The following is a 19,992-nucleotide window of genomic DNA, read 5'->3' as shown; positions in this document are numbered from 1 at the left end:
CTACGATGTAGTGATGATTCGCTTCCTGCGCCCGCGTCAACGGCCCGGCTGGCAGATCCTCACACCGGGGCTGCTCCTGCTTTGCGCGTTCGCGGTTCCAGGCGCGATGCTCCTGTCCGGGCAAGGCGAGCCGGCCTTCAACCGCATCGATACCACCTGGCAGGCCTACTCTTTCACCCTGCATTCACCTTTTTGGGATGGCGTGAATACGGTCCTCAATTGGGGCGGCTATGTGGGGATGCTGGTCTTCCACATCCTGCTGGTGGTTGCACTCCTCATCTGGCGCCGACCGATGGCTGCAGCGTTTTCGGCCATCTCGGGCGTTACCGCACTGGCAGTTACCCAGCTGGCCAAAGCGGTGGTGGGCAGGGAACGGCCCGAGGGCGCCAAAGTGCTGACCGACACGGGTTCATACCCTTCGGGGCATGTATCTGCCACGACCGCGTTCCTGCTGGTGCTGGCTTTGCTCATTGGCTGGTGGTGGATGAAGCTCCTGGCCGTCTTGGGCGTACTTGCCATGATGGTCAGCCGCACCTACCTGTCAGCCCACTGGCTCAGCGACGTCATTGGGGGTGCGTGCCTTGCCGCCGGAGTCGTGTTGATGCTCTGGTGGGGCTTCCGCGATATATGTATCAAGGAGAATGAAAGCGCGGGCGGAAGAACTATTTGGAGTTCAAAGGCTTCGCGACGCCTGCCAGCAGCAGGGCGAGCAGAATAGGCGCACCAATGGCAAGCAGGGCCATGTGGATGCCTGTGTGGTCGCCCAAATAGCCCAGCAGTGGCGGTCCGGCCAGGAACGCAACGTAGCCAATGGTGGAAACTACCGAGACACGGGCGGCCGCATGCTTGGGATCGTCCGCTGCTGCCGACATACCCATAGGGAAGGCCAGGGCTGCACCAACACCCCACAGGGCTGCACCAATTCCTGCCAGCACAACGTTTCCTGCGAAGACGAACAACGTCAGGCCTAACGCCGCCGCAGCCATGCTGGCCCGCAGGACTGCCACCCGACCAAACTTGTCGATCACCTTGCCGCCCAGGAACCTCATGACGGTCATCGCTGCAACGAACAACGCGAACAGCAGTGCGCCGGTGGACTCCGAAGCTCCCAGCCCGTCCACGGCTGCCTTGGCAATCCAGTCGTTCCCCGCACCTTCGGTCAGTGTCGCGCCCAGGACCACGACGCCGATGAGCAGCGTCCTGGCGTCCCGCCAAGCCGTGGGGCCCTTCTCGGCCGGGGCGCCGCCGTCGAGCGCTTCCGCCACCGCAACGTCGTGCGGCAGGAAGTACCGGGGGACTGTCAATGCGAGGAGGACCGCGATGGCCGCAATGACCAGCAGGTGCTCAGGCAGGCCAACGCCCAGCTGCGAAAGGCCGGCACCGATCAGCGCACCCAGGAACGCGCCGCCGCTGAACGCAGCGTGGAACTGCGGCATGATGGTGCGGTTGAGCCGGTGTTCAACGTCCGCGCCTTCAATGTTTTGGGCGACGTCCCACAAACCGATGCCAATGCCGAAGAAGAACAACGCAATAGCCGTAGCCGGAACCGAGGCGGCCATCAGGGAGAAGGCGATGCCCGCTCCAGCAGCGCCCGCCACGATACCGGCCGCCCGAACCGTGTTGGCGGTACCTATCCTGCCCACCACCCAGCCTGCCGAAGGCAGCGCCAGCAACGATCCGACGGCGGTGCAGAGCAGCAAGGTGCCCATCTGGCCGGACGTCAGGCTCAGCGCCTCGGTGACTGCCGGAATCCGAGCAGCCCAGCTGGCAAAGACAAGGCCGTTCATACCGAAGATCAGGAACGTCGCCACCGCAGCGGCGTTGACGTTAGTGGTGCTTCTGGTGCTGGTGGTCATGCAATCACAACTTCCACGGAGAGTTTGTTGAGCCGGGCAAGGTCTTCGGGGGATGGTTTCAGGTCTGTCACTATGACGTCCACGCTGTCCATCGCTGCAACCAGGGCCACAGCGCTGGCATTCCACTTGCTTCCCGAGGACGCCACAACCACCCGCGACGCCGATTCCAGGCCGGCGCGCTTCACGGCGGCATCGCCGAGGTCGTGGGCCAGGAGGCCATCCTTGAGATTGAGGGCGCAGGGCGTAACGATTGCCGTGTCGAAGCGCAATGAACGGATGTTGGCTTCGGCCATCGGTCCCCGGAATGACTGTTCGCCGGGAATGAGGCTGCCTCCGGGAAGGATGAGCTCGGGACGGCGGCCGGATTTGCTGTCCGTGAGGGCCTCTACACCGTGCAAGGACATCGGCATTACCGTGAGTTCGCGGGTGCTGAGGCGCCGTGCGATTTCCGTGGCCGTGGATCCACTGTCCAGCCAGACGTGTTCGCGGTCCCTGAGAAGCCCGTCTACGGCCTTGGCAATCCTGAGCTTTGATTCGTGGTCTTCCAACTCGCGCTGCCCGTAACCGGGGTTGTCGCCGCGGGCCACCAGGCTGCGCGCGCCGCCGTGAATCCGTTTCAACACTCCGTTGGCAGCGAGGATCTCGAGGTCACGCCGGATCGTGGCGCCGGACGATTCCGTAGCGGCGATGAGCTCGTCCACCGTCACTTCTTCGCGTGTGCGCAGCAGCTCGCCGATGAGCCGGTGGCGGTCAGCAGTTCCCATGGTTCAACAGTAGCCTGCCTTGCTCACTTAATCATCTCGGCTGATCATTTGCTCAGCGACGCTCTCTCACATCCCGCCCGTTAAACCGGAACGCTCTTGCAGCCGGTGCAAGAGCGTTCATCGGAAAGCGTTGGGATGTGAGAGAGCGTCGGAACTACCGGGCGCGGTCTACTCGCTTCTCGTCCCATACGGGTTCCTCGGACTCGTACACCTTGCCGTCGGAACCGAAGATCAGGAAGCGGTCGAACGACTTGGCGAACCAGCGGTCGTGCGTGACGGCCAGGACGGTTCCCTCGAATGCGTCAATGGCACGCTCCAAGGCCTCTCCCGAGTGCAGGTCCAGGTTATCCGTCGGCTCATCAAGCAAGAGCAGCGTGGCACCGGAGAGCTGCAGCAACAGAATCTGGAACCGCGCCTGCTGACCGCCGGACAACGACTCGTACTTCTGCTCTGACTGTCCCGCCAAGCCGTAGGAATCCAGGGCTCCCGCAGCAGCTTCCCGAGGCAGCCCTGAGCGGTGTTCGTCACCGCGGTGCAGGATCTCCAGCAATGTCCGGCCCAACAGGTCAGGACGGACGTGCGTCTGCGCGAAGAACCCGGGCCGGATGCGCGCGCCGAGTTTCACGGTGCCCTCGTGCGGCACTTCGGCGATAACGACGTCGGACACTGGCAGGTGCTCGCGCTCCGGGTCAGTGCCGCCCGTGGCGAGGAGGCGGAGGAAGTGGCTCTTACCGGAACCGTTGGAGCCCAGAACGCCCACGCGGTCCCCGAACCAGATCTCCGTGGAGAACGGCTTCATCAGTCCGGTCAGTTCCAGCTTCTCAGCGACCACCGCGCGCTTGGCAGTGCGGCCGCCCTTGAGGCGCATTTTGACGTTTTGCTCGATCGGCAGGGCCTCGGGTGGTCCGGCTTCCAGGAACTTGGCAAGGCGGGTCTGCGCTGCCTGGTACCTGTTGGCCATATCGGAGCGGAACGCCGCCTTGTTCTTGTACATGTTGACGAGTTCCTTGAGCTTGATGTGCTCCTCGTCCCAGCGCTTGCGAAGTTCCTCGAACCGCGCGTTGCGGTCGGCACGTGCTTCCACGTACGAGCCGAAGCCGCCGCCGTGGATCCACGCGCCGGCCCCGTTGATGCCCGGTTCAAGCGTCACGATGCGGCCGGCCGCGTTGTTGAGCAGCTCGCGATCGTGGCTGATGAACAGCACGGTCTTCTTGGACTCGTTGAGCTTGCCTTCCAGCCATCGCTTGCCAGGGACGTCAAGGTAGTTGTCCGGCTCGTCAAGGAGCAGGAGTTCGTCCGGGCCAGCGAAGAGCGCTTCCAACACCAATCGCTTCTGTTCGCCGCCGGACAGCGTGGAGGCGCGGCGGAACTGCGCCTTGTCGAAGGAAATCCCCAGTGCGGCCATGCAGACTTCGTCCCAGACGGTTTCCACGTCGTAGCCGCCCGCATCTCCCCAGTCCACGATCGCTTGGGCGTACTTCATCTGGGTGGGTTCGTCGTCGTGCTCCATCATGGCGAGCTCGGCTTCTTCGACGGCCTTTGCCGCAGCGGCAAGCCCGGGAGGGGCCGCCGAGACCAGGAGGTCGCGGACCGTGGAGTCATCGCGTACCTGACCCACGAACTGGCGCATGATCCCCATGTTTCCCGAGCGGCCCACTGCACCCTCGTCCGGTGTGAGGTCGCCCGAGATGATCTTGAACAGTGTGGTCTTGCCAGTTCCGTTGGGTCCGATCAGCGCCGTCTTGGTGCCGTCGGGGACTTTGAAAGTCACGCCGTTGAGCAGCTGGGTGCCGTCGGAGAGGAAGTAGTCGATGCCGGAAACGTCAATATGGGCCACCGTTCAATCCTCCCACGGCGAGCTATTAACGCTCGACGGCGGTACGCGGCCGGCGCGCGGAAGCGGACTAAGGCTTCCTGCGGGCAAAGTCCGGCGCGTGCTCGGGGCGTGGTCCGAAGGCAATCATGCGCGCGGGAAGTTTCGGGAAGCCGGGAAGCCGCCGCGCCGCAAAGACGAGGGGTTTTGGAGGATTCGGCTGTTTTCCAGCCATGACTTGGGCGAACACCACACGATGAAGCACCCGCTGGAACGTTTGGACCATCACGGTGGGGAGCCAGCGCCGCTTCTGCACCGCGGCGAGGTGGTCGTCGTCGAGCGTTTCACTCAGCAGCGGTGACGCGATCACTCGAGCGGCCGCCACGGCATCCTGCACGGCAAGGTTGATCCCAACGCCGCCGGCGGGGGACATTGCGTGGGCGGCGTCCCCGATCAACAACAGCCCCGGTTCATGCCAGCGGGAGAGCCTGTTCAGTTTCACGTCCAGCAAGTGGAGGTCGTCCATGGAACCGATCTGGTCCACCCTGTCGGCGAGGTCCGGCCGGAGACGGGCCACCCGGTCACGGAACGATTCAACCCCCTCTGCACGGAGCTTGGCATCGGAACCCTTGGCGGCGAGGTAGGCGATCTGGTGGTAGTCCTTGCGGGTGAGGCTCAATAGCACTTCAGAGCCGGCAAAGCGGGGCGAAATGGAGGCCACAGGATCGGTCTCGTCGGCATCACGGGGGATCCGGAACCACCACGTATCGAACGGCACTGGGAACTCCCGCGGGACCAACCCCGCCCGCGAACGGAGCACGGAGCCTCGACCATCACACGCCACCATCAGCTCGGACCGAAATTCTCCGGTCCCCAAAGTGTCACCGGTCAGGGGGTCGCGGGTTCGGTAGCTGACACCAACAACCTTGCCCGAACCATCCTTCAACAGGTCTGTGGCCTCGGTGTTCATACGGAGCGTGAAGGTGGGTTCCTGCTGCGCCGCCTCCACCAGGAAGTTCAGGAGATCCCATTGGGGCACCATCGCAACATAGTTGTAGGGAGCTTTGAGAAGCCCGAAATCGGCGAGAACCACGGAATCCCCGCCCTCCATGGGGAGCCGGAAGTTGCCGAGCTTGCTCTGCGGCAGGGCACGAAAGCCTTCGCCCAGGCCCAGTTCGTCGAGAAGCCTGATGGTGGAAGCGTGCACGGTGTCGCCACGGAAGTCGCGGAGGAAGTCGGCGTGTTTCTCCAACACCGTGACTTCAACGCCGGCACGGGCAAGCAGCAGTCCCAGCATTATCCCGGCCGGCCCACCGCCAACCACAACACACTGGGTACTCGCTTCCATGATTCTCCTCCGGATCAGCCGGCCGCAGTAAGGAACGTTTTCAGCAGCGGCCCGCTGGTAGTCGCACCCAGTCCGCCGTCTTCAACAAACACCGCCACGGCCAGGTCCCCATGGGTGGCAACGATCCACGCGTGCGTTTTGGGGGGATCGTCATTGCCGAATTCCGCGGTTCCGGTCTTGGCCCCCACGGGGGCGCCCGGCACGGAAGAGAGGAATCCGGCGTGTCCGGACGTCACCACTGCACGCATCATGTCAGCCAGCGCTGCGGCTTCCTCCTTGGTGATGGGCTTGGTGGACGCGGGCGCGGCAGGGGCTGCGCTTGCCGTTTCGGAAGCGGACGACGCCGGTGCGCTGCCGGTTTCCGTGGGGACCGCACCGGGTTCCTGGGCAGCGTCGGCGTTGAGCACGAGCTGGGGAGAAACCGGAGCGCCGTTGGCAACAGAAGCCGCCATGATTGCGGCGGAGAGAGGGGAGAAGAGCACCTTGCCCTGGCCAATCATGGAAGCGGCGTGCTCCGTGCCCTCGGCAGCGTTGGGAACTGAACCCAGGAAAGCGTCAGCGCCGAGTTTGGGAGCTTCCACGGCCACGCCAAGTGCCTGCGCCGCGGATTCAAGCTGGTCCTGGCTGACGGTGTCGCGGGCATTGATGAAGGCCGTGTTGCACGAGTGTGCGAAGGCGTCCCGCAGCGCGACCGATCCCAGCGAGCTTTCCGGGTAGCCCTCTGCATTCTTGAAGGTACGGCCGTCGACGGTGAGCGTCGGCGGGCATTCCACCTTCGAGTCGGGGGTTGCGCCGTTGCGGAACATCGCGAGCGAATCCACGATCTTGAACGTGGAACCCGGAGCGTATTGTCCGAGCATTGCAGTGTTGTAGCCGTTGCTTCCCGGACCGGACGCGGCAGCAAGGACTGCACCCGTGGAGGGTCTGAGGGCCACAATGGCCGATGCCGGACCAACTCCGGCCAGCGTCTCTTCCGCGAGCTGCTGCAGCCGCAGGTCAAGGGTGGTTTTAAGCGTGGTTCCGGGCGCGGGGAGCGACGAGAAGAACACCTTGGTACCGGGGGTTTCGCCCTCGGACTTGGCCTCCGCCTTGGCCACTACTTCCACACCGTCCTTGCCCCGCAGCAGGGAATCGTACTTCTGCTGCAGGCCACCGGTTCCGGTGGTGTCACCGGCCCGGAGCGCGCCGTTGGACTTTTCAATTTGCTCAGCACTGGCCTGGCCTACGCTGCCCAGCAGGGCTCGCGCGAAAGTGCGGGTGGGCGCCAGGGCCATGGAATCCAGGATGCTGGCACCGCCGGGGATGGCTTCAATCCGTGCCTCGGTGATGTCGGCGGTGTAAGCGCGGAGGACCAGGCCCTCCACGAAGGCCTGCGGGCCGGAGGCAGCCACTTGCTTGGCGTATTCTTCTGCGTCCAACCCGAGCAACCCGGCCATGGCACGGGCAGAGGAGTCAGCTTGCTCGGCGGAAATCTTGGTCTTGTCGATACCCACCCGGAAAACGGGGCGGTCTTCCACAATCGGGGTATCCCCTGCGCCGAGGATCTGGCCACGCTGGGCGGGGACAGTCTTGACGGAGAGGGTCTCGCCATCGGAGAGCTGCGGGGCGAGCAGGGCAGGGTTCCATTGAACGGCCCATTTGCCGTCGGACTTCTTCAAGGTGGCCTCGGAGCTGTACTCCCACTTTGCCGAGCCGATGTTCCAGCTGTAGCTCAGTGGGAACGTGGCGGTGTCGCCGTCGAGCTTTACGTCCCCGGACTGAACTGATGGCTTAGCGTCAAGGCCGCCGAAAACGGCGTTGAGTTCATCGTTGGCCGCGGCAGCGTCCTTGCCCTCAACGGCGAGAGAACCGACGTCGAGCGCTGCCAGAGAAGAGGCGAGCTGCTTGGCAGCGCCCTCCGCACCGGCGCGGCCGTCATCACAGGCGGTCAGCGAGCCAGCCATCACAAGCGCTACAAGGCCAAGGACAAGATTCCGTGTTTTCCCCACCCGCGCCATTATGCCCCGTTCCCCTGACAGTTTCTTGCAAACCCAACTGACTCGCAGTTGTGGTTGTTCCCAGCCCTCAAAACAACCACTAATGCGAGTCAGTTGGGTCAGCCGCGAGTTAGGTTACGGTTCGCATGTGAACTTGGCATCACCCCAGACACCGTGGGCTCCGTTGATGGAACCGGAAGGATCCACCGCCAGCTCCACGTAGGCCACACCGGTCAGGTCAACGGAAACCGCTTCCGGAGCGAATCCCGGCGTGTACGTGCGCGACTGGTATTTGTTCACGCCGTCTGCGTTGACCTTGAAGATGATGTTGCCGCCAAATCCGCTCTCAAGGCCTACCTGCGAGGTAAAGGAACTGCATTTTCCGCCCAGGTAATACGTGATCTTGGATGCCGCGTGTACACCCAATCCCTTGCTGAACACCGGCTGCTGGCCTGTGGCGGGATCGGTGTAGTTCACGGCCAAGGGCTTGTCCGGCGAGGAAGCCGAGTCCTTGTTGGCGACGTTCTTGCCGATCACGCCATAGCCGTTGAGGGCTTGGACCCACGGCGTCTCGGAGGCAAATACGGAGCCAACAGGGACGTCCGGCAACGGCTGCGAGGTCACCTTCCAGTCGAAGAACTTCACCCGGGTGTCAGTGGGCAACGTGACGGACGCCAGTTCCTTGGTCGGGTTGAGCCGGACCGTGTTGGAGAACGCCTGGTACTTGTATTGCGTGTACTCCGGGGACGGTCCGTTAGCGTTGTTGCGGCCCTGCTCGGAGACCGCCAGCACGGCGCCGTTCAGTACCGAGGGTTGCAACCAGTTAGGGAAGAAGATGGACTGTTGTTCCATGCTTCCATCGGAATATGTCAGTGTCAGGGCCGGGCTCGTACCGTTTCCCACAGCGGCCGATCCCAGGACAGCCAAGTGTGTGCCCTTGCCCTTGACCGCGATGGTTTGGGCGGACAACGCAACCGAGTTGGGGACATCGGGTCCCACTGCCGGCCACGTGTAGTCAACCTGCGTCGGCTTGCCGGCATCCACGGTGACCGTGCTGCCCGGCCTGACTCCGCCTGCCGGAACCGTAGCGGCAGCCAGCTGCTCGGCAGCGAAGGTGGCCCCTCCGCCGTCGAAGTTTCCGAGCGCCTTGCCCGCAACCGTGGTGACCGAAACGGTGTTGTAAGCGGCGGCCAGTGAACCGTAGGCGACGTAGATCTGGTTCGCGCCCGTCACCGACTGCGTGCCAGGGTCAGAAGCCGCGTACGACGCCGAAACCCGGACCGTCTGCTGCCCCGCCTTCGCGCTGGAGCCAGGCGTGATGACGAACGTCGCAGTTGTTGTCGCACCACCATTGACCTTGGCGGCTGTGGTTCCCGAGGAGGAAACTACGGTCCAGCCCTCCGGCAGGACGGGCGTCAGGACAACGTTGGTCTTCGCCTTGGATCCAGTGTTGACGAACGCCGCCGTCACAGTGGTTTGCTGGTCCTGGAAGACCTGCTCTCCGGTAGTGACCCGCACTTCGGCGGCCGTGTCCTCCTGGCTCTTGCCACCCAGCGGACCGGCCTGCTGGAGCTGGACCGTGGCCGACTTGTTGGAAGCGATGGACCCGGTCTTTACCCAGATGGTGCCGTTGTTGGCCTCATCGAAGTACCAGCCGGTGGTTGCTGCGGCGTAGGCTGCCTGCGTTGTGTGCTGGTTGAGCTTGGTGCCGCCGATCTTGACGTCCTTGGGTGCTGCGCCGGCGTGGACTTTCAGTTCATAGGGACGGGCCGCGGCCTTTCCGGTGTACTCGCCCTTGCGCTCGTTGATGGTGACTTTGACGCTGCTGTTTCCCTTGCCCGGAGCGTCTACCTCGAAGAGCTGGGTGGAGGACTTGCCGTCCTTGAACTCGCGGGTGACCTTGTCGTCCTCGTAGAGCGTGAAGCTGTTCTTGCCCTGGGCGTAGACGTCCAAGGTGATCGGGGAATCTTCCGGTACCAAGGAGGCGTTGCGGGCCACGATGCCCTGCGGGATCACTGCTCCGGCCCGGACAAAGACCGGCAACTTATCCAACGGGGCGTTGTAGCCGTTGAGGATCTGGCCGCCCTGGTAGAGCTTGCCTGTCCAGTAGTCCATCCACTGCTGACCGGCGGGGAGGAAGATGCCGTTGCGGACGTCTGTCTGGGTGAAGACCGGTGCCACCAGGAAATCGGAGCCCAGCATGAACTGGTTGTTCGCCTCGGCACCGTAGGACCACTGCTGATCCGGGAATTCGAGGGCCATGGAACGCATCATGGACACACCAGTGGCCGAGGATTCCTGGGCCAGCGTGTAGATGAAAGGCATGAGCTGCTGGCGGAGCTGGAGGTACTGGCGGTTGATGGCCGTGGCCTGGTCGCCGTAGAGCCAGGGACGCTTGTCCGTCGCAGCCCAGCCGGACATGGAGTAGAGCGCCGGCGCGAAGGCCTTCCATTGGAGATCGCGTACATAGGATTCGGTGGAGCCGCCGAAGATTCCGTCCACATCGCCGGTGGTGAAGGCAAAACCTGAGTTGCCGGCACCGGTGAGGGCCGAGACCTGCCAGCGGACGGCGTCGAGGTTTCCTGAATGGTCACCCGTCCACTGCATGCCGCAGCGCTGGGCGCCTGCCCATCCTTCGACCATCAGCGAGGTACCGCGCGCATTCGAGTACTGCTCGATCCCGTCGTGGGCGGCCTGGCACCCAGTGAGCGCCTGGCGGTAGCCCTGGCCCACCCACGCTACGTCGAGCTTGCGGAGCCTGACACCGGCCTCGCCCACTTCATATTCCTGGTTGGTCAGGGAGCGTTGGGTCCACAGGCCAACCTTGAGGTCGGTTTCTTCCTCGATGTTGCTCACGGTTTCCGGAAGTTGCTGGTACTCGCAGCCGTAGCCATCGTTGACCAGCATCCAGCCGGCGGGCATGTCGTTCTCAACGAACTTCCGCGCGGTCTTGATGGCATCGGGGGTTTTCTGCTTGGCGCCGTCGGGATCGCCGTAACCGGAGGAAGAGTAGCCGGGGTTGGAGCGGTTGTAGCAGTCGGCGTCGCCGTATTCCAGTGCGTAGACCGGGGGCATCATCGGCTTGCCGGTCAGAGTGGTGTACGCGCCAAGGGACTGCTTGTAATCACCCACGAAGTAGTACGCATCGAAGCGCTTTTCCTCATGTGTAGTGGTTGGCTGGCCGCCGAAGTTGTAGGAGCCGCGCGCAAATGTGTCGCGGAGGACGCCGTAGCCCTTGGAGGACATGTAATACGGCACGGCGTTGGGGTAGCCGTCGTCGTCCCAGTCGAAGTTCTTGGCGATGTTGATCAGGGCGCCGGTGTGGACGGAGCGACCATTCTGCATGCCGCCCCCGATGAACTGCTCACCGTCCTGCCGGGCCAGATGCTGCGTGGCCGAGTTGGCTCCGAACGTGATCGGGGCTGACTCTTCCAGGACCAAAGAACCGTCAGCCCTCAGCACCCGGAGCTGGGTGGTGGCTTTGTTGATCTGCACTCTGATCTTGGCGGTCTTCAGGACCAGCCAGTCGCCGTCGGTGACGGTTGGCGTGGTGCCGGGGAACTTGTCCTTGCCCACCACGATGTTGGCTGTCCTGGCGGGATCGCCTTGGTCTGTGTTGGCAGGGTCCGTGAACTTGCCGCTGGGGTCGGCTTCCAGGCGGAAGTTGCCGTCGTCCAGGAACGTGACGCGGATGGCGCCTTTTTCTGCCACGAGGTCGACGACGTTGCCGGACTGGGTAAATCCGGTCACCGCGCCGAGGGGTACTCCCGATGCGTCGACAGGTACTTCCGGGGTGACGGTCTTGATGGCGGCGGGGTCGCCGGGGGCGGCGTTGGCGGCTGCCGCGAAGGTCAGGGCGGGGATGGTTCCTGCGAGGAGCAGCGAGGCGAGACCGAGTGACGCGGCCTTCCTGGCTAAAGAATTCTGGCGTTTTCCGGGGCGTCCGGGGCTGTTGGGAGCAGCTCCGGGCAGGCCAAAGGAGGGTGCGGACATGTGGGGCCAACTTTCGACGAGTGACTTTTTGTGATCTAACTCATAACGAAACGTGCACTAATCGTCACTGCTCGCGGGCGAAAGGTCAACCGTTTCACCAAAAATGGCATCCAACTAGTGCCCGCGGATGATCCTGCGTTGCGTTGCGACGGCAATGGCAGCCGTGCGGTTATCCACGCCGAGCTTCGAGTAGATGTGCACCAAGTGCGTCTTCACCGTGGCCTCGGAAATGAAGAGTTGCTTGGCCATGGCCCGGTTGCTCATACCGGTGGCCAGGAGCTCCAGCAGCTGGACCTCTCTGCCGCTCAATGCCGGAGAAGGATTCCGGATCCTGCCCATGAGCCGCGCCGCAACCTCGGGGGCCAACGCGGTTTGACCGGCCGCGGCGGACAGGACAGCCTGCCGAATCTGTTCCGGCGGCGCGTCCTTCAGCATGTAGCCGCTGGCACCGGCCTCCACTGCGGCGAGGATGTCGGCGTCGGTGTCATAGGTCGTCAGAATCAGGACAGGCGGCGGAGGACTCCCTGCCTCACCCGCTTTGATCTTCCCGGTGGCCGTCACACCGTCCATGCCATCGCCCATTTGCAGGTCCATGAGCACAAGATCCACGGGCTCGCCGAGCGTGTGCAACTTGCTCAGCTCCACCAATGCGGCATCACCGTCGGACGCTTCCGCCACCACACTGACGCCGGGGAAGTCGGCCAGCATCGCCCGGAGCCCGGCCCTGACCACTGGATGGTCGTCCACCAACAGGACGCGAATGTCATTCATACTGCACCTTCCCCCGCAGGCAAGGGCACCCGCATCGCCACGACGGTTCCCTCGCCAGGAGCCGACTCGATCTCCAGGCTGCCATCCAGCGCGGCAAGCCGCTCACGCAAACTCATAAGCCCGACGCCGGAGCCGTCGCCGCGCGCTGTACCGGCCGCCGTCGACGACTCGAAACCGATGCCGTCGTCGAAAACGTCCAACGTCACCTCCGCGCCAAGGAAGGACAGCGTCACGACGGCGGCCCGCGCGTGGGCGTGCGCCCACACGTTCGCGAGGGATGCCTGGGCGGCCCGGAGCAGGGTGGTCTGGTACGTGTTGGGCAGCTCCACAGGCGTGCCCACCAGCTCGAAGCGGCAACGCAACGCCGTACCCCTGGCAGCGGCCTCGGTCTCGGTCTTTTCGCAGAGCCTGCGCAGCGTGTCCACCAGCCCGGACTGCTCAAGGTCAGGCGAACGCAGTCCCCGCACGAAACTGCGGGCCTCCGCCAGGTTGGCTGATGCCGTGTCCTGGACGATCCTCAGCCGCTCCTTGGCAGTTTCCGTATCGCCGCTCTCCAGCGCTTTCTCCGCGGACCTTCCCATGAGGACGATGCTGGAGAAGCCCTGGGCCAGGGTGTCGTGGATTTCGCGGGCCAGCCGTTCGCGCTCTGCCAGCGTGCCGGCGTCGTGCTGTGTTCGCGCGAGTTCAGCGCGTGTCCGGCGGAGATCGTCGGCCACTATGCGCTGGTTCTCCGCCTCCAGGAACAGCGCCCGGTACGCGAGTCCGGTGACCACGGCGAAGGCGGCGCCGAACACCGGGCCCAGCACCATTGCCAGCTGCAGGCCGCCGTCGGCCGATCCGCGGCTGTGGAACCACAGGGCACCAACCAGCAGGGCCGTGCTGGCAGCAATCGCGGGTAATGCCAGGCGGCGGGGGAGCAGGTGCAACTGTAGGAAGAACAGCGGGAAGGCGACCCAGGCGAAGTCGCCGCTGACCAGCAGGAGCAGCAACCACAGCAACATCACGGCACCGAGCCACCAGCGAGCGAAAGGCGTGGGATTGAACCGCGAAGTCTCGCCTGCGTGGCGTTTCTCGAGGATGGTTCCGGCGAGGTAGACGAGCGCCAGCAGGGCGGACAATCCCAATCCGGCCACCACCGCCACTGCTGATGGTGCCCCGGCAGTTCCAACACCGGTCAGCAAACGCACAATCGCCACCAGCAGCAATACTGCGAAGCCTACGTGCAGGCACACACGCAGCACACGGAGGATCGTGGCGGCGCCGGTGGGGGACTGCATGCCTCCCAGCGTATCCCCAGCCCCCTCCCGAACCGCCCGGTATCCGCGTCTTGGCGCGTGAATCAACCATTCGGTTGATGGCCGGTTCAACCCCTCGGAGCCCCACAATCCATCCACCTCCCGATGCCCTGGGGAACGTTCGCCGGAAGAGTTGACTATGCCGGGACCAAGCCCGCATCAACCGAAGGAATCCGATGTTTCTCGCTATCCGCGACATCCGTTTCGCCAAGGGCCGCTTTGCGCTCATGGGCAGCGTCGTCGCCCTCATCACCTTGCTGCTGGTCATGCTGTCCGGGCTGACGGCAGGCTTGGGCAACCAGTCGACGTCGGCCATCGCGGCGTTGCCCGCGCAGCAGATCGCCTTTGGCGCACCTGCCGGCGGTGAAGCGAAACTTTCGTATACGGAGTCCGAGGTTTCCACGGCCCAGCTCGAAGCGTGGCGGGAGCAACCGGGTGTCACTTCCGTTCAGGCGCTCGGCCTCAGCCAAACGCGCTTCCAATCGCTGGGTGCTGGCGAGGCTGCGAACGGTACAGCAAACGTGGCCGTCTTCGGCGGGGCTTTGGCACCGCAGTCTGTGGAGGACGGGACCGTTGTGGTGGGTGAATCCTTGGCGAAGGACCTGTCGCTGGCTACCGGCAGCCGCGTCCGAGTGGGCGGGTCGGATTTGACCGTGGCGGCAGTGGTGGAGGACCAGTGGTATTCACACACCGGCGTCGTCTGGACCACCCTGGATACCTGGCGGTCCATTGCGCACGCGGCGCCGGGCACTGCCACGGTCCTCGCCATCACGCACGACGCCGCAACCTCCATGGACCTCGACGCCGCCAACGCGGCGGCTGGAACAGTCAGCACGGATCCCGTGGGTTCCTTCCAGGCTTTGTCCTCCTACAAAAGCGAGAACGGGTCACTCATGCTCATGCAGGCATTTCTCTACGGCATCTCCGCCTTGGTGATCGTGGCATTCCTGACGGTGTGGACGGTGCAGCGCACGCGGGACATCGCCGTGCTCAAGGCCCTGGGGGCATCTTCGGGCTATGTCCTGCGGGATGCATTGGCCCAGGCTGCCTTGGTGTTGCTGGCCGGCGCGGCCGTTGGTGGTGCCATAGGCCTGGCAGGTGGAGTCCTCGCTGCGCAGGCGGCACCTTTCCTGGTCACTCCCCTGACCACGCTGCTGCCGGTAGCGGGGATCATCCTGCTTGGTCTCGGCGGCGCCGTCCTGGCTGTCCGCAAAGTCACCACGGTTGATCCACTGCTTGCCCTCGGTGGCAACTAAAAAATTCCCTGAAAGGCATATATCGTGAACACTGCATTGACCCTTGTCGGCATCTCACTCGAGTACCCAGATGGCGACTCCACTCTCAAGGCCTTGGACTCCGTAGACCTATCGATTCACAGCGGAGAGTTCCTCTCGCTGGTAGGCCCTTCCGGCTCCGGCAAATCATCCCTGCTGGCAGTTGCAGCCACGCTCGTGAGGCCCACAACCGGCCTCGTTGTGATCGACGGTCAGGACGTTTCCGCGCTCAAGGAGTCCGAGCGCACAGCCCTGCGCCGCGACAAGGTGGGCATCATCTTCCAGCAACCGAACCTGCTACCTGCACTGACCGCCGTCGAGCAGTTGCTGATCCGTGAGCATCTGCGGGGTAACCCGCTGAAGGCGGCACGCGGCAAGGCAGAGGAACTGCTTGATGTCGTCGGCCTGGCCGGCGCTGCGTATAAACGGCCACACCAGCTGTCCGGCGGGCAGCGCCAACGGGTGAACATCGCGCGGGCCCTCATGGGCAGCCCTACTGTGCTCTTGGTGGACGAGCCCACTGCCGCACTTGATCACGAACGCAGCGAGTCGATCGTCCGTCTCCTGCGCCGTGTCACCGACGAGTTCCAGACGGCCACCGTGATGGTTACCCACGACACGGAGTTCCTGCCCCTCACGGACGCAGTCGCGACCATGCGGGACGGCCGGATCAGCCGCGCGGCAGTCGCAGCCGCCCAGCCCAACTAGCTAACGGTAAACGTCGCTATGGAGCCTCAGTACTGCAGGAGCTGTCACTTAGTTGGGGGAGCCGAGGAGTGCTTCGTCCTGGGCGTCATCGTAGGCGTCACGGGCTTCCAGGATGGTAGGAACATGGCTCTCGGCCCACTCGCGCAGCATGGATAACGGCTGCAGCAACGACTCACCCACGGCCGTTAGCTCGTAATCCACGCGCGGAGGCACCTGGGCGTAGACGGTACGCGTGATCAGGCCATCCCGTTCCAATGCCCTTAGTGTCTGCGTCAGGACCTTGGGTGTCACCACGCTGACGGTCTTGCGCAGTTCCGAGAAGCGCACAGGACCGTCGCCGAGCACTTGGATCACCAGTGACGCCCACTTGTCCCCGATCCGCTGAAAGATCACGCGCGAAGGACAGTTGGGATCCAGGATGTTGGCGGGGAGATCTTTAGTATCCATGAGGTAACTAGGTTCCTTTGAAGCTATCAGTATCCGCTAGATACCGTTGTCTTATTGCAAGGATACCAACCCCAAGGAGAGCAATGAAAATCGCAGTCTACGGCGCAACGGGCATGGTCGGCAGCCAGATCGTCAATGAATCCATCAACCGCGGCCACGAAGTCACTGCCATCTCCCGCAAGGGTGCAGAAGTTGCCGGCGCCACCGCCCAGGCAGCGGATCTGGCTGACGGCCAGGTGTTCGCTGACGTAGCAAAGGACCACGACGTCGTTGTGCTGGCCACGGGTCCCAGCCGCACCGGCGGCGACCACGCGGAATGGCTCGACGCGATGGCTACCGCCTACAGCAACGCCGAAGGTGCGCGACTCCTGATTGTGGGCGGTGCAGGAACCCTCGAGATTGACGGCGTCCGCCTCCTCGACTCCCCGGACTTCCCGGAGGCCTACAAGGCTGAGGCCACTACCGCAGCCAAGGCCCTCGAAGCCGTTAAGCAGACGCCTGAGTCGATTGACTGGACCGTCCTGGCTCCGGCACCCGTCATTCAGCCCGGTGAGCGCACCGGGGAATACACCGTGGCCAAGGATTCACCGGCCGGAAACAGCATCTCCTCACAGGATTACGCTGTGGCCATGCTGGACGAAATCGAAAGCCCGTCCCACCGACGCGCGCGCTTCACTGCCGCCAACTAGCGGCAACTAGAGCCCCAGGCCCAGCCCGGGTACCTGCGCGCGGAATATGTCCTTGAGGGCATGTTTCGCCGCAAGGTATCCGGGCATTCCTGTTACCCCCGGTCCTGGCGGCGTTGACGAGGAACAGAGGTAGACGCCGTTCATCGGTGTTCGCCACGGCACGTTGGACACCACGGGCCTCTGCAGCAATCCGCGCATGTCCACGAGCCCTGCGCTGAAGTCCCCGCCCACGTAGTTTTCGTTGTACCGGGAAAGTTCTGCCGCCGTCGTGGTTTTCGAAGCCACCACAACATCGCGGAAGCCGGGCGCGTACCGCTCGATCCGGGAAGTCACCGCTTCTGCCATGTCCACGTCCGAGCCAGCGGGCACGTGGCAGTACGTCCACAGGATGTGCCGGCCTTCCGGGGCCCGTGAACCATCCACCAGCGACGGCTGGGACACCAGCACGTACGGTTCCGCCGGGTGCTTGCCCATGGCCACGAGATTCTCTGCTTCGGCGATGGAAGCGCGTGAGCCGCCCACATGTACCGTGCCGGCCTTGCCTAGCCCCGGAGCCAGCCACGGGACGGGTCCGGACAGGATGAAGTCCACTTTGCAGGCAGCATTCCCAAAGCGGAATGTTTCGAGCGCCCTGCGGTATCGGTCGGGTATTTCCGAGCCGCCCAAGCGGGCCAGGGTTGGTGGGGCAACATCCAGCAGTGTGGCTTGTGCCGGACGGACCTGGTTCAAGGAATTCACACTCTCGCCCGTATGGATGGTGCCGCCGTGAGCGGTCAGGTCGTCCGCCATGGCCGCGGCGATGGAGGCGGAACCGCCCACTGGGATCACCCACCCTCCAGCGTGAGCCAACACGCCCAGCAGCAGACCGGCCCCGGTGGCACTCAGCGATGGCAGGGCAGAGACCGCATGCGCCATGACACCGGTCAACAGTGCCGGGGCAGCCTCTTCACGGAAGCGACGTCCCCACAACGGCGTTCCTTGGTCCAAGGTCGCGAGACCAAACCTCACGGCGGCGATGGGATCCCTGGGAACGCGCAGCAGCTGATTGGCCGTAAAGTCCACTACGCCCCCCAAGCGGTCAAGGAGCGGGGCCATGAGCCTCTTGTACGCGTTCCCGTCCGCGCCAAGGCCCATTGCAGTGCGTCCCAAGGATTGGTAGGCCAACGCGGCCCCGCCAATGTCCAAGGGGGTTCCGTGCTGGACTTCAGGGACGCGCAGTTCCACCCGCCGCTCAAGTTCGAAGGCGCGGAAGAACGGCGACGCCAGGGCCATCGGGTGCACGGCGGAACAAACGTCGTGCCGATACCCGGGCTCGATCAATTCAGTGGTGCGTGTACCCCCGCCAATGGTCGCCGCGGCTTCATACAAGTGAACGTCCAGGCCGGCGCGGGCCATCACCACGGCAGCGGCGAGCCCGTTGGGACCAGAGCCGACGACGGCGACGTCAGCCATCGCTGTTGACCTCCGCCTTCCGGGGTTCTTTGGGCGCCCTGGGGGCTGGGTTGGATTGCCACGGCAACACCGACTGCGCCGGCCGCAGAACATCGATCCTCAGCCAATCCGGGGCACGGTCGAACGGTCCGCCGTGCGGATCATCGTCGCCGTTGGAGCGCAGCGGATCCTGGGCCGGATCCCAGATGTCGATGACAACCCGCGCCATCAGATAGGCCGTCACCACCATGTGAAGGACCACAGCCAGAACGTAGTAGGACATGTCGATGTTGTGCTGGACCGAGCCGCCGCTGGTCGCTTGGCCCAGGTACATCCAAATGGCCGCCCAATGCAGTCCTTCAGCGGCTTGCCAGATCAGGAAGTCCCGCCAGCGAGGCCGGGCCAGGGCCAGGAGCGGAATGAGCCAGATGACGAACTGGGGCGAGTAGACCTTGTTGGTGAGGATGAAGGCGGCAACGATCAAGAAGGCCAGTTGGGCAATACGGGGTCGCCGTGGTGCGCACAGGGCCAATGCCCCGATAAGGGCACAGGCAAGGATGAACAGGTACAGCGCCAGCGAGTTGATGGTTGTCGCGTTCATCTGCACCCACTGAAGCCGGTCGGCCACCAGGTTGTACGCGAACCATGGTGAGCTGTATCCGGCGGGGCGGTCTTGCGTGAATTCGAAGAAGTAGCGCCACCCGGAGGGGTTCATCGCGGCGATGGGCAGGTTTACGGCCAGCCAGGCCACCAAAGCGGCACCGGCAGTGACGAAGAAGGTTCTCAGTTTCCCGGTACGCAAGGCCAACACCAGCACGGCGCCGAGTATCAGCACGGGGTAGAGCTTGGTGGCCGTACCGAGACCGATGCAAAGGCCAGCCAGGATCAGCTTGTCCCGGGAGAAGAAGTACATCCCCAGGGCGAGCAACCCCACGGCCCACATATCCCAGTTGATGAATCCGGCCAGGATGATTCCTGGCGCTACTGCCACCATGGCGGCATCCCAGGGGCGGCGCTTGTTCATGCGCGCGGTGAGAAGGACCGTGACGATCCACACGGCAACGATCAGGGCCGCGTTGATGTCGAAGTAGCCCAGGATGCGCTCGTTTCCCACGCCCTGGCCAGGTACCAGAAGCGCAGTGACGCCTGCGATGATCCCCATGAGCACCGGGTATTCGAAGAGGCTGCCCTGCGTGAAGAAGGGGAAGACGCCGTCGCCCAAGCCCCGGTTTCGGAAGAGTTCCGGGAAGTCGGAATAGCACGTGGCGTAGAACTGGCCGGGGGTTTCCCAGCCGTTGACCCGGCAGTAGTCCTTCGCGAGGATGGCCAGCAGCGCCGCGATCACAGTGAGGATGATGAGGACCCGTTCAACCGTGAACGGTCCGGAGGATATCTTCCCAGGAGACGAGTGCCGGCCCATGGGCCCTCCCACGAGCTCCGTGAAGTTGCGAAGCAGGGAGTCGCTGCGGCTGGGGACCACAAAGCGGGCACGTTTTCGTTGCCGGTGCGGCTTCGTCTCCTGCATGGATCGAGCTTACCTTCAGGCTGCGGTGCCAGCACCACGGCCTCTTAAAAGGCAGGAGCCCACGCGTAGCCGCGTGGGCTCCTTGAGGTTCAGCATGGATGT

General features: G+C 64.0%; 15 protein-coding genes. 4 read left to right on the top strand and 11 right to left on the bottom strand.

Annotation, left to right across the window (positions count from 1 at the left end; translation table 11 throughout):
• Positions 1 to 13 precede the first annotated feature (13 nt).
• Positions 14 to 718 (top strand): phosphatase PAP2 family protein, encoded by a 705-nt coding sequence (locus tag ACFRJ9_RS08935; RefSeq protein ID WP_377666550.1) that lies wholly within the window; start codon positions 14 to 16, stop codon positions 716 to 718.
• On the opposite strand, the gene ACFRJ9_RS08930 is transcribed toward ACFRJ9_RS08935, so the two are convergent.
• From ACFRJ9_RS08930 to ACFRJ9_RS08895, 8 genes are all read right to left on the bottom strand, one after another.
• Positions 663 to 1,856 (bottom strand): MFS transporter, encoded by a 1,194-nt coding sequence (locus tag ACFRJ9_RS08930; protein WP_377666548.1) that lies wholly within the window; start codon positions 1,854 to 1,856, stop codon positions 663 to 665. The two genes, ACFRJ9_RS08935 and ACFRJ9_RS08930, sit on opposite strands and share 56 nt — an antisense overlap.
• On the bottom strand, positions 1,853 to 2,620 hold the full coding sequence (locus ACFRJ9_RS08925; protein WP_377666546.1) for a DeoR/GlpR family DNA-binding transcription regulator: 768 nt from the start codon (positions 2,618 to 2,620) through the stop codon (positions 1,853 to 1,855). Before ACFRJ9_RS08925 ends, ACFRJ9_RS08930 begins: the two co-directional genes overlap by 4 nt.
• Before the next feature lie 154 nt (positions 2,621 to 2,774).
• Positions 2,775 to 4,457: an ABC-F family ATP-binding cassette domain-containing protein gene (locus tag ACFRJ9_RS08920; RefSeq protein WP_377666544.1), complete on the bottom strand. Its 1,683-nt coding sequence runs from the start codon at positions 4,455 to 4,457 to the stop codon at positions 2,775 to 2,777.
• Positions 4,458 to 4,524: 67 nt separating this feature from the next.
• On the bottom strand, positions 4,525 to 5,781 hold the full coding sequence (locus ACFRJ9_RS08915; protein ID WP_377666542.1) for an FAD-dependent oxidoreductase: 1,257 nt from the start codon (positions 5,779 to 5,781) through the stop codon (positions 4,525 to 4,527).
• 14 nt (positions 5,782 to 5,795) lie between these two features.
• Positions 5,796 to 7,778 carry a penicillin-binding transpeptidase domain-containing protein gene (locus tag ACFRJ9_RS08910; protein WP_377666540.1) on the bottom strand — a complete coding sequence of 661 codons (1,983 nt, stop codon included), beginning with the start codon at positions 7,776 to 7,778 and terminating at the stop codon, positions 5,796 to 5,798.
• A 114-nt stretch (positions 7,779 to 7,892) separates the two neighbouring features.
• The gene (locus ACFRJ9_RS08905) at positions 7,893 to 11,750 is read right to left on the bottom strand and encodes an NPCBM/NEW2 domain-containing protein (RefSeq protein WP_377666538.1); all 3,858 of its coding nucleotides are present in this window, start codon (positions 11,748 to 11,750) and stop codon (positions 7,893 to 7,895) included.
• Positions 11,751 to 11,864: 114 nt separating this feature from the next.
• On the bottom strand, positions 11,865 to 12,521 hold the full coding sequence (locus ACFRJ9_RS08900) for a response regulator (RefSeq protein WP_377666536.1): 657 nt from the start codon (positions 12,519 to 12,521) through the stop codon (positions 11,865 to 11,867).
• A complete protein-coding gene (locus tag ACFRJ9_RS08895) occupies positions 12,518 to 13,798 on the bottom strand; it encodes a sensor histidine kinase (RefSeq protein ID WP_377666534.1) in 1,281 nt (426 codons plus the stop codon). The genes ACFRJ9_RS08900 and ACFRJ9_RS08895 overlap by 4 nt, the downstream gene beginning before the upstream one ends.
• Positions 13,799 to 13,992: 194 nt before the next feature.
• Between ACFRJ9_RS08895 and ACFRJ9_RS08890 the strand changes: the two genes are divergently transcribed.
• Positions 13,993 to 15,072: an ABC transporter permease gene (locus ACFRJ9_RS08890; protein ID WP_377666532.1), complete on the top strand. Its 1,080-nt coding sequence runs from the start codon at positions 13,993 to 13,995 to the stop codon at positions 15,070 to 15,072.
• A gap of 24 nt (positions 15,073 to 15,096) precedes the next feature.
• Positions 15,097 to 15,798, top strand: a complete 702-nt coding sequence (locus tag ACFRJ9_RS08885) for an ABC transporter ATP-binding protein (protein ID WP_377666530.1) — start codon at positions 15,097 to 15,099, stop codon at positions 15,796 to 15,798.
• 48 nt (positions 15,799 to 15,846) lie between these two features.
• Here ACFRJ9_RS08885 and ACFRJ9_RS08880 read toward each other — a convergent pair whose 3' ends face one another.
• Positions 15,847 to 16,245: a winged helix-turn-helix transcriptional regulator gene (locus ACFRJ9_RS08880; protein ID WP_377666528.1), complete on the bottom strand. Its 399-nt coding sequence runs from the start codon at positions 16,243 to 16,245 to the stop codon at positions 15,847 to 15,849.
• Between the two features lie 83 nt (positions 16,246 to 16,328).
• Between ACFRJ9_RS08880 and ACFRJ9_RS08875 the strand changes: the two genes are divergently transcribed.
• The gene (locus tag ACFRJ9_RS08875; RefSeq protein WP_377666526.1) at positions 16,329 to 16,934 is read left to right on the top strand and encodes an NAD(P)-dependent oxidoreductase; all 606 of its coding nucleotides are present in this window, start codon (positions 16,329 to 16,331) and stop codon (positions 16,932 to 16,934) included.
• 6 nt (positions 16,935 to 16,940) lie between these two features.
• On the opposite strand, the gene ACFRJ9_RS08870 is transcribed toward ACFRJ9_RS08875, so the two are convergent.
• Positions 16,941 to 18,386 (bottom strand): phytoene desaturase family protein, encoded by a 1,446-nt coding sequence (locus tag ACFRJ9_RS08870; protein WP_377666524.1) that lies wholly within the window; start codon positions 18,384 to 18,386, stop codon positions 16,941 to 16,943.
• Positions 18,379 to 19,890, bottom strand: a complete 1,512-nt coding sequence (locus ACFRJ9_RS08865) for a glycosyltransferase family 87 protein (protein WP_377666522.1) — start codon at positions 19,888 to 19,890, stop codon at positions 18,379 to 18,381. Before ACFRJ9_RS08865 ends, ACFRJ9_RS08870 begins: the two co-directional genes overlap by 8 nt.
• Positions 19,891 to 19,992: the final 102 nt, after the last annotated feature.

The sequence above is a fragment of the Paenarthrobacter sp. NPDC056912 genome, assembly GCF_042786555.1.
Taxonomy (GTDB): Bacteria; Actinomycetota; Actinomycetes; order Actinomycetales; family Micrococcaceae; genus Arthrobacter.
Note: the sequence above shows the minus strand (reverse complement) of the source record. Positions and strands in the feature narration are given on the sequence as shown.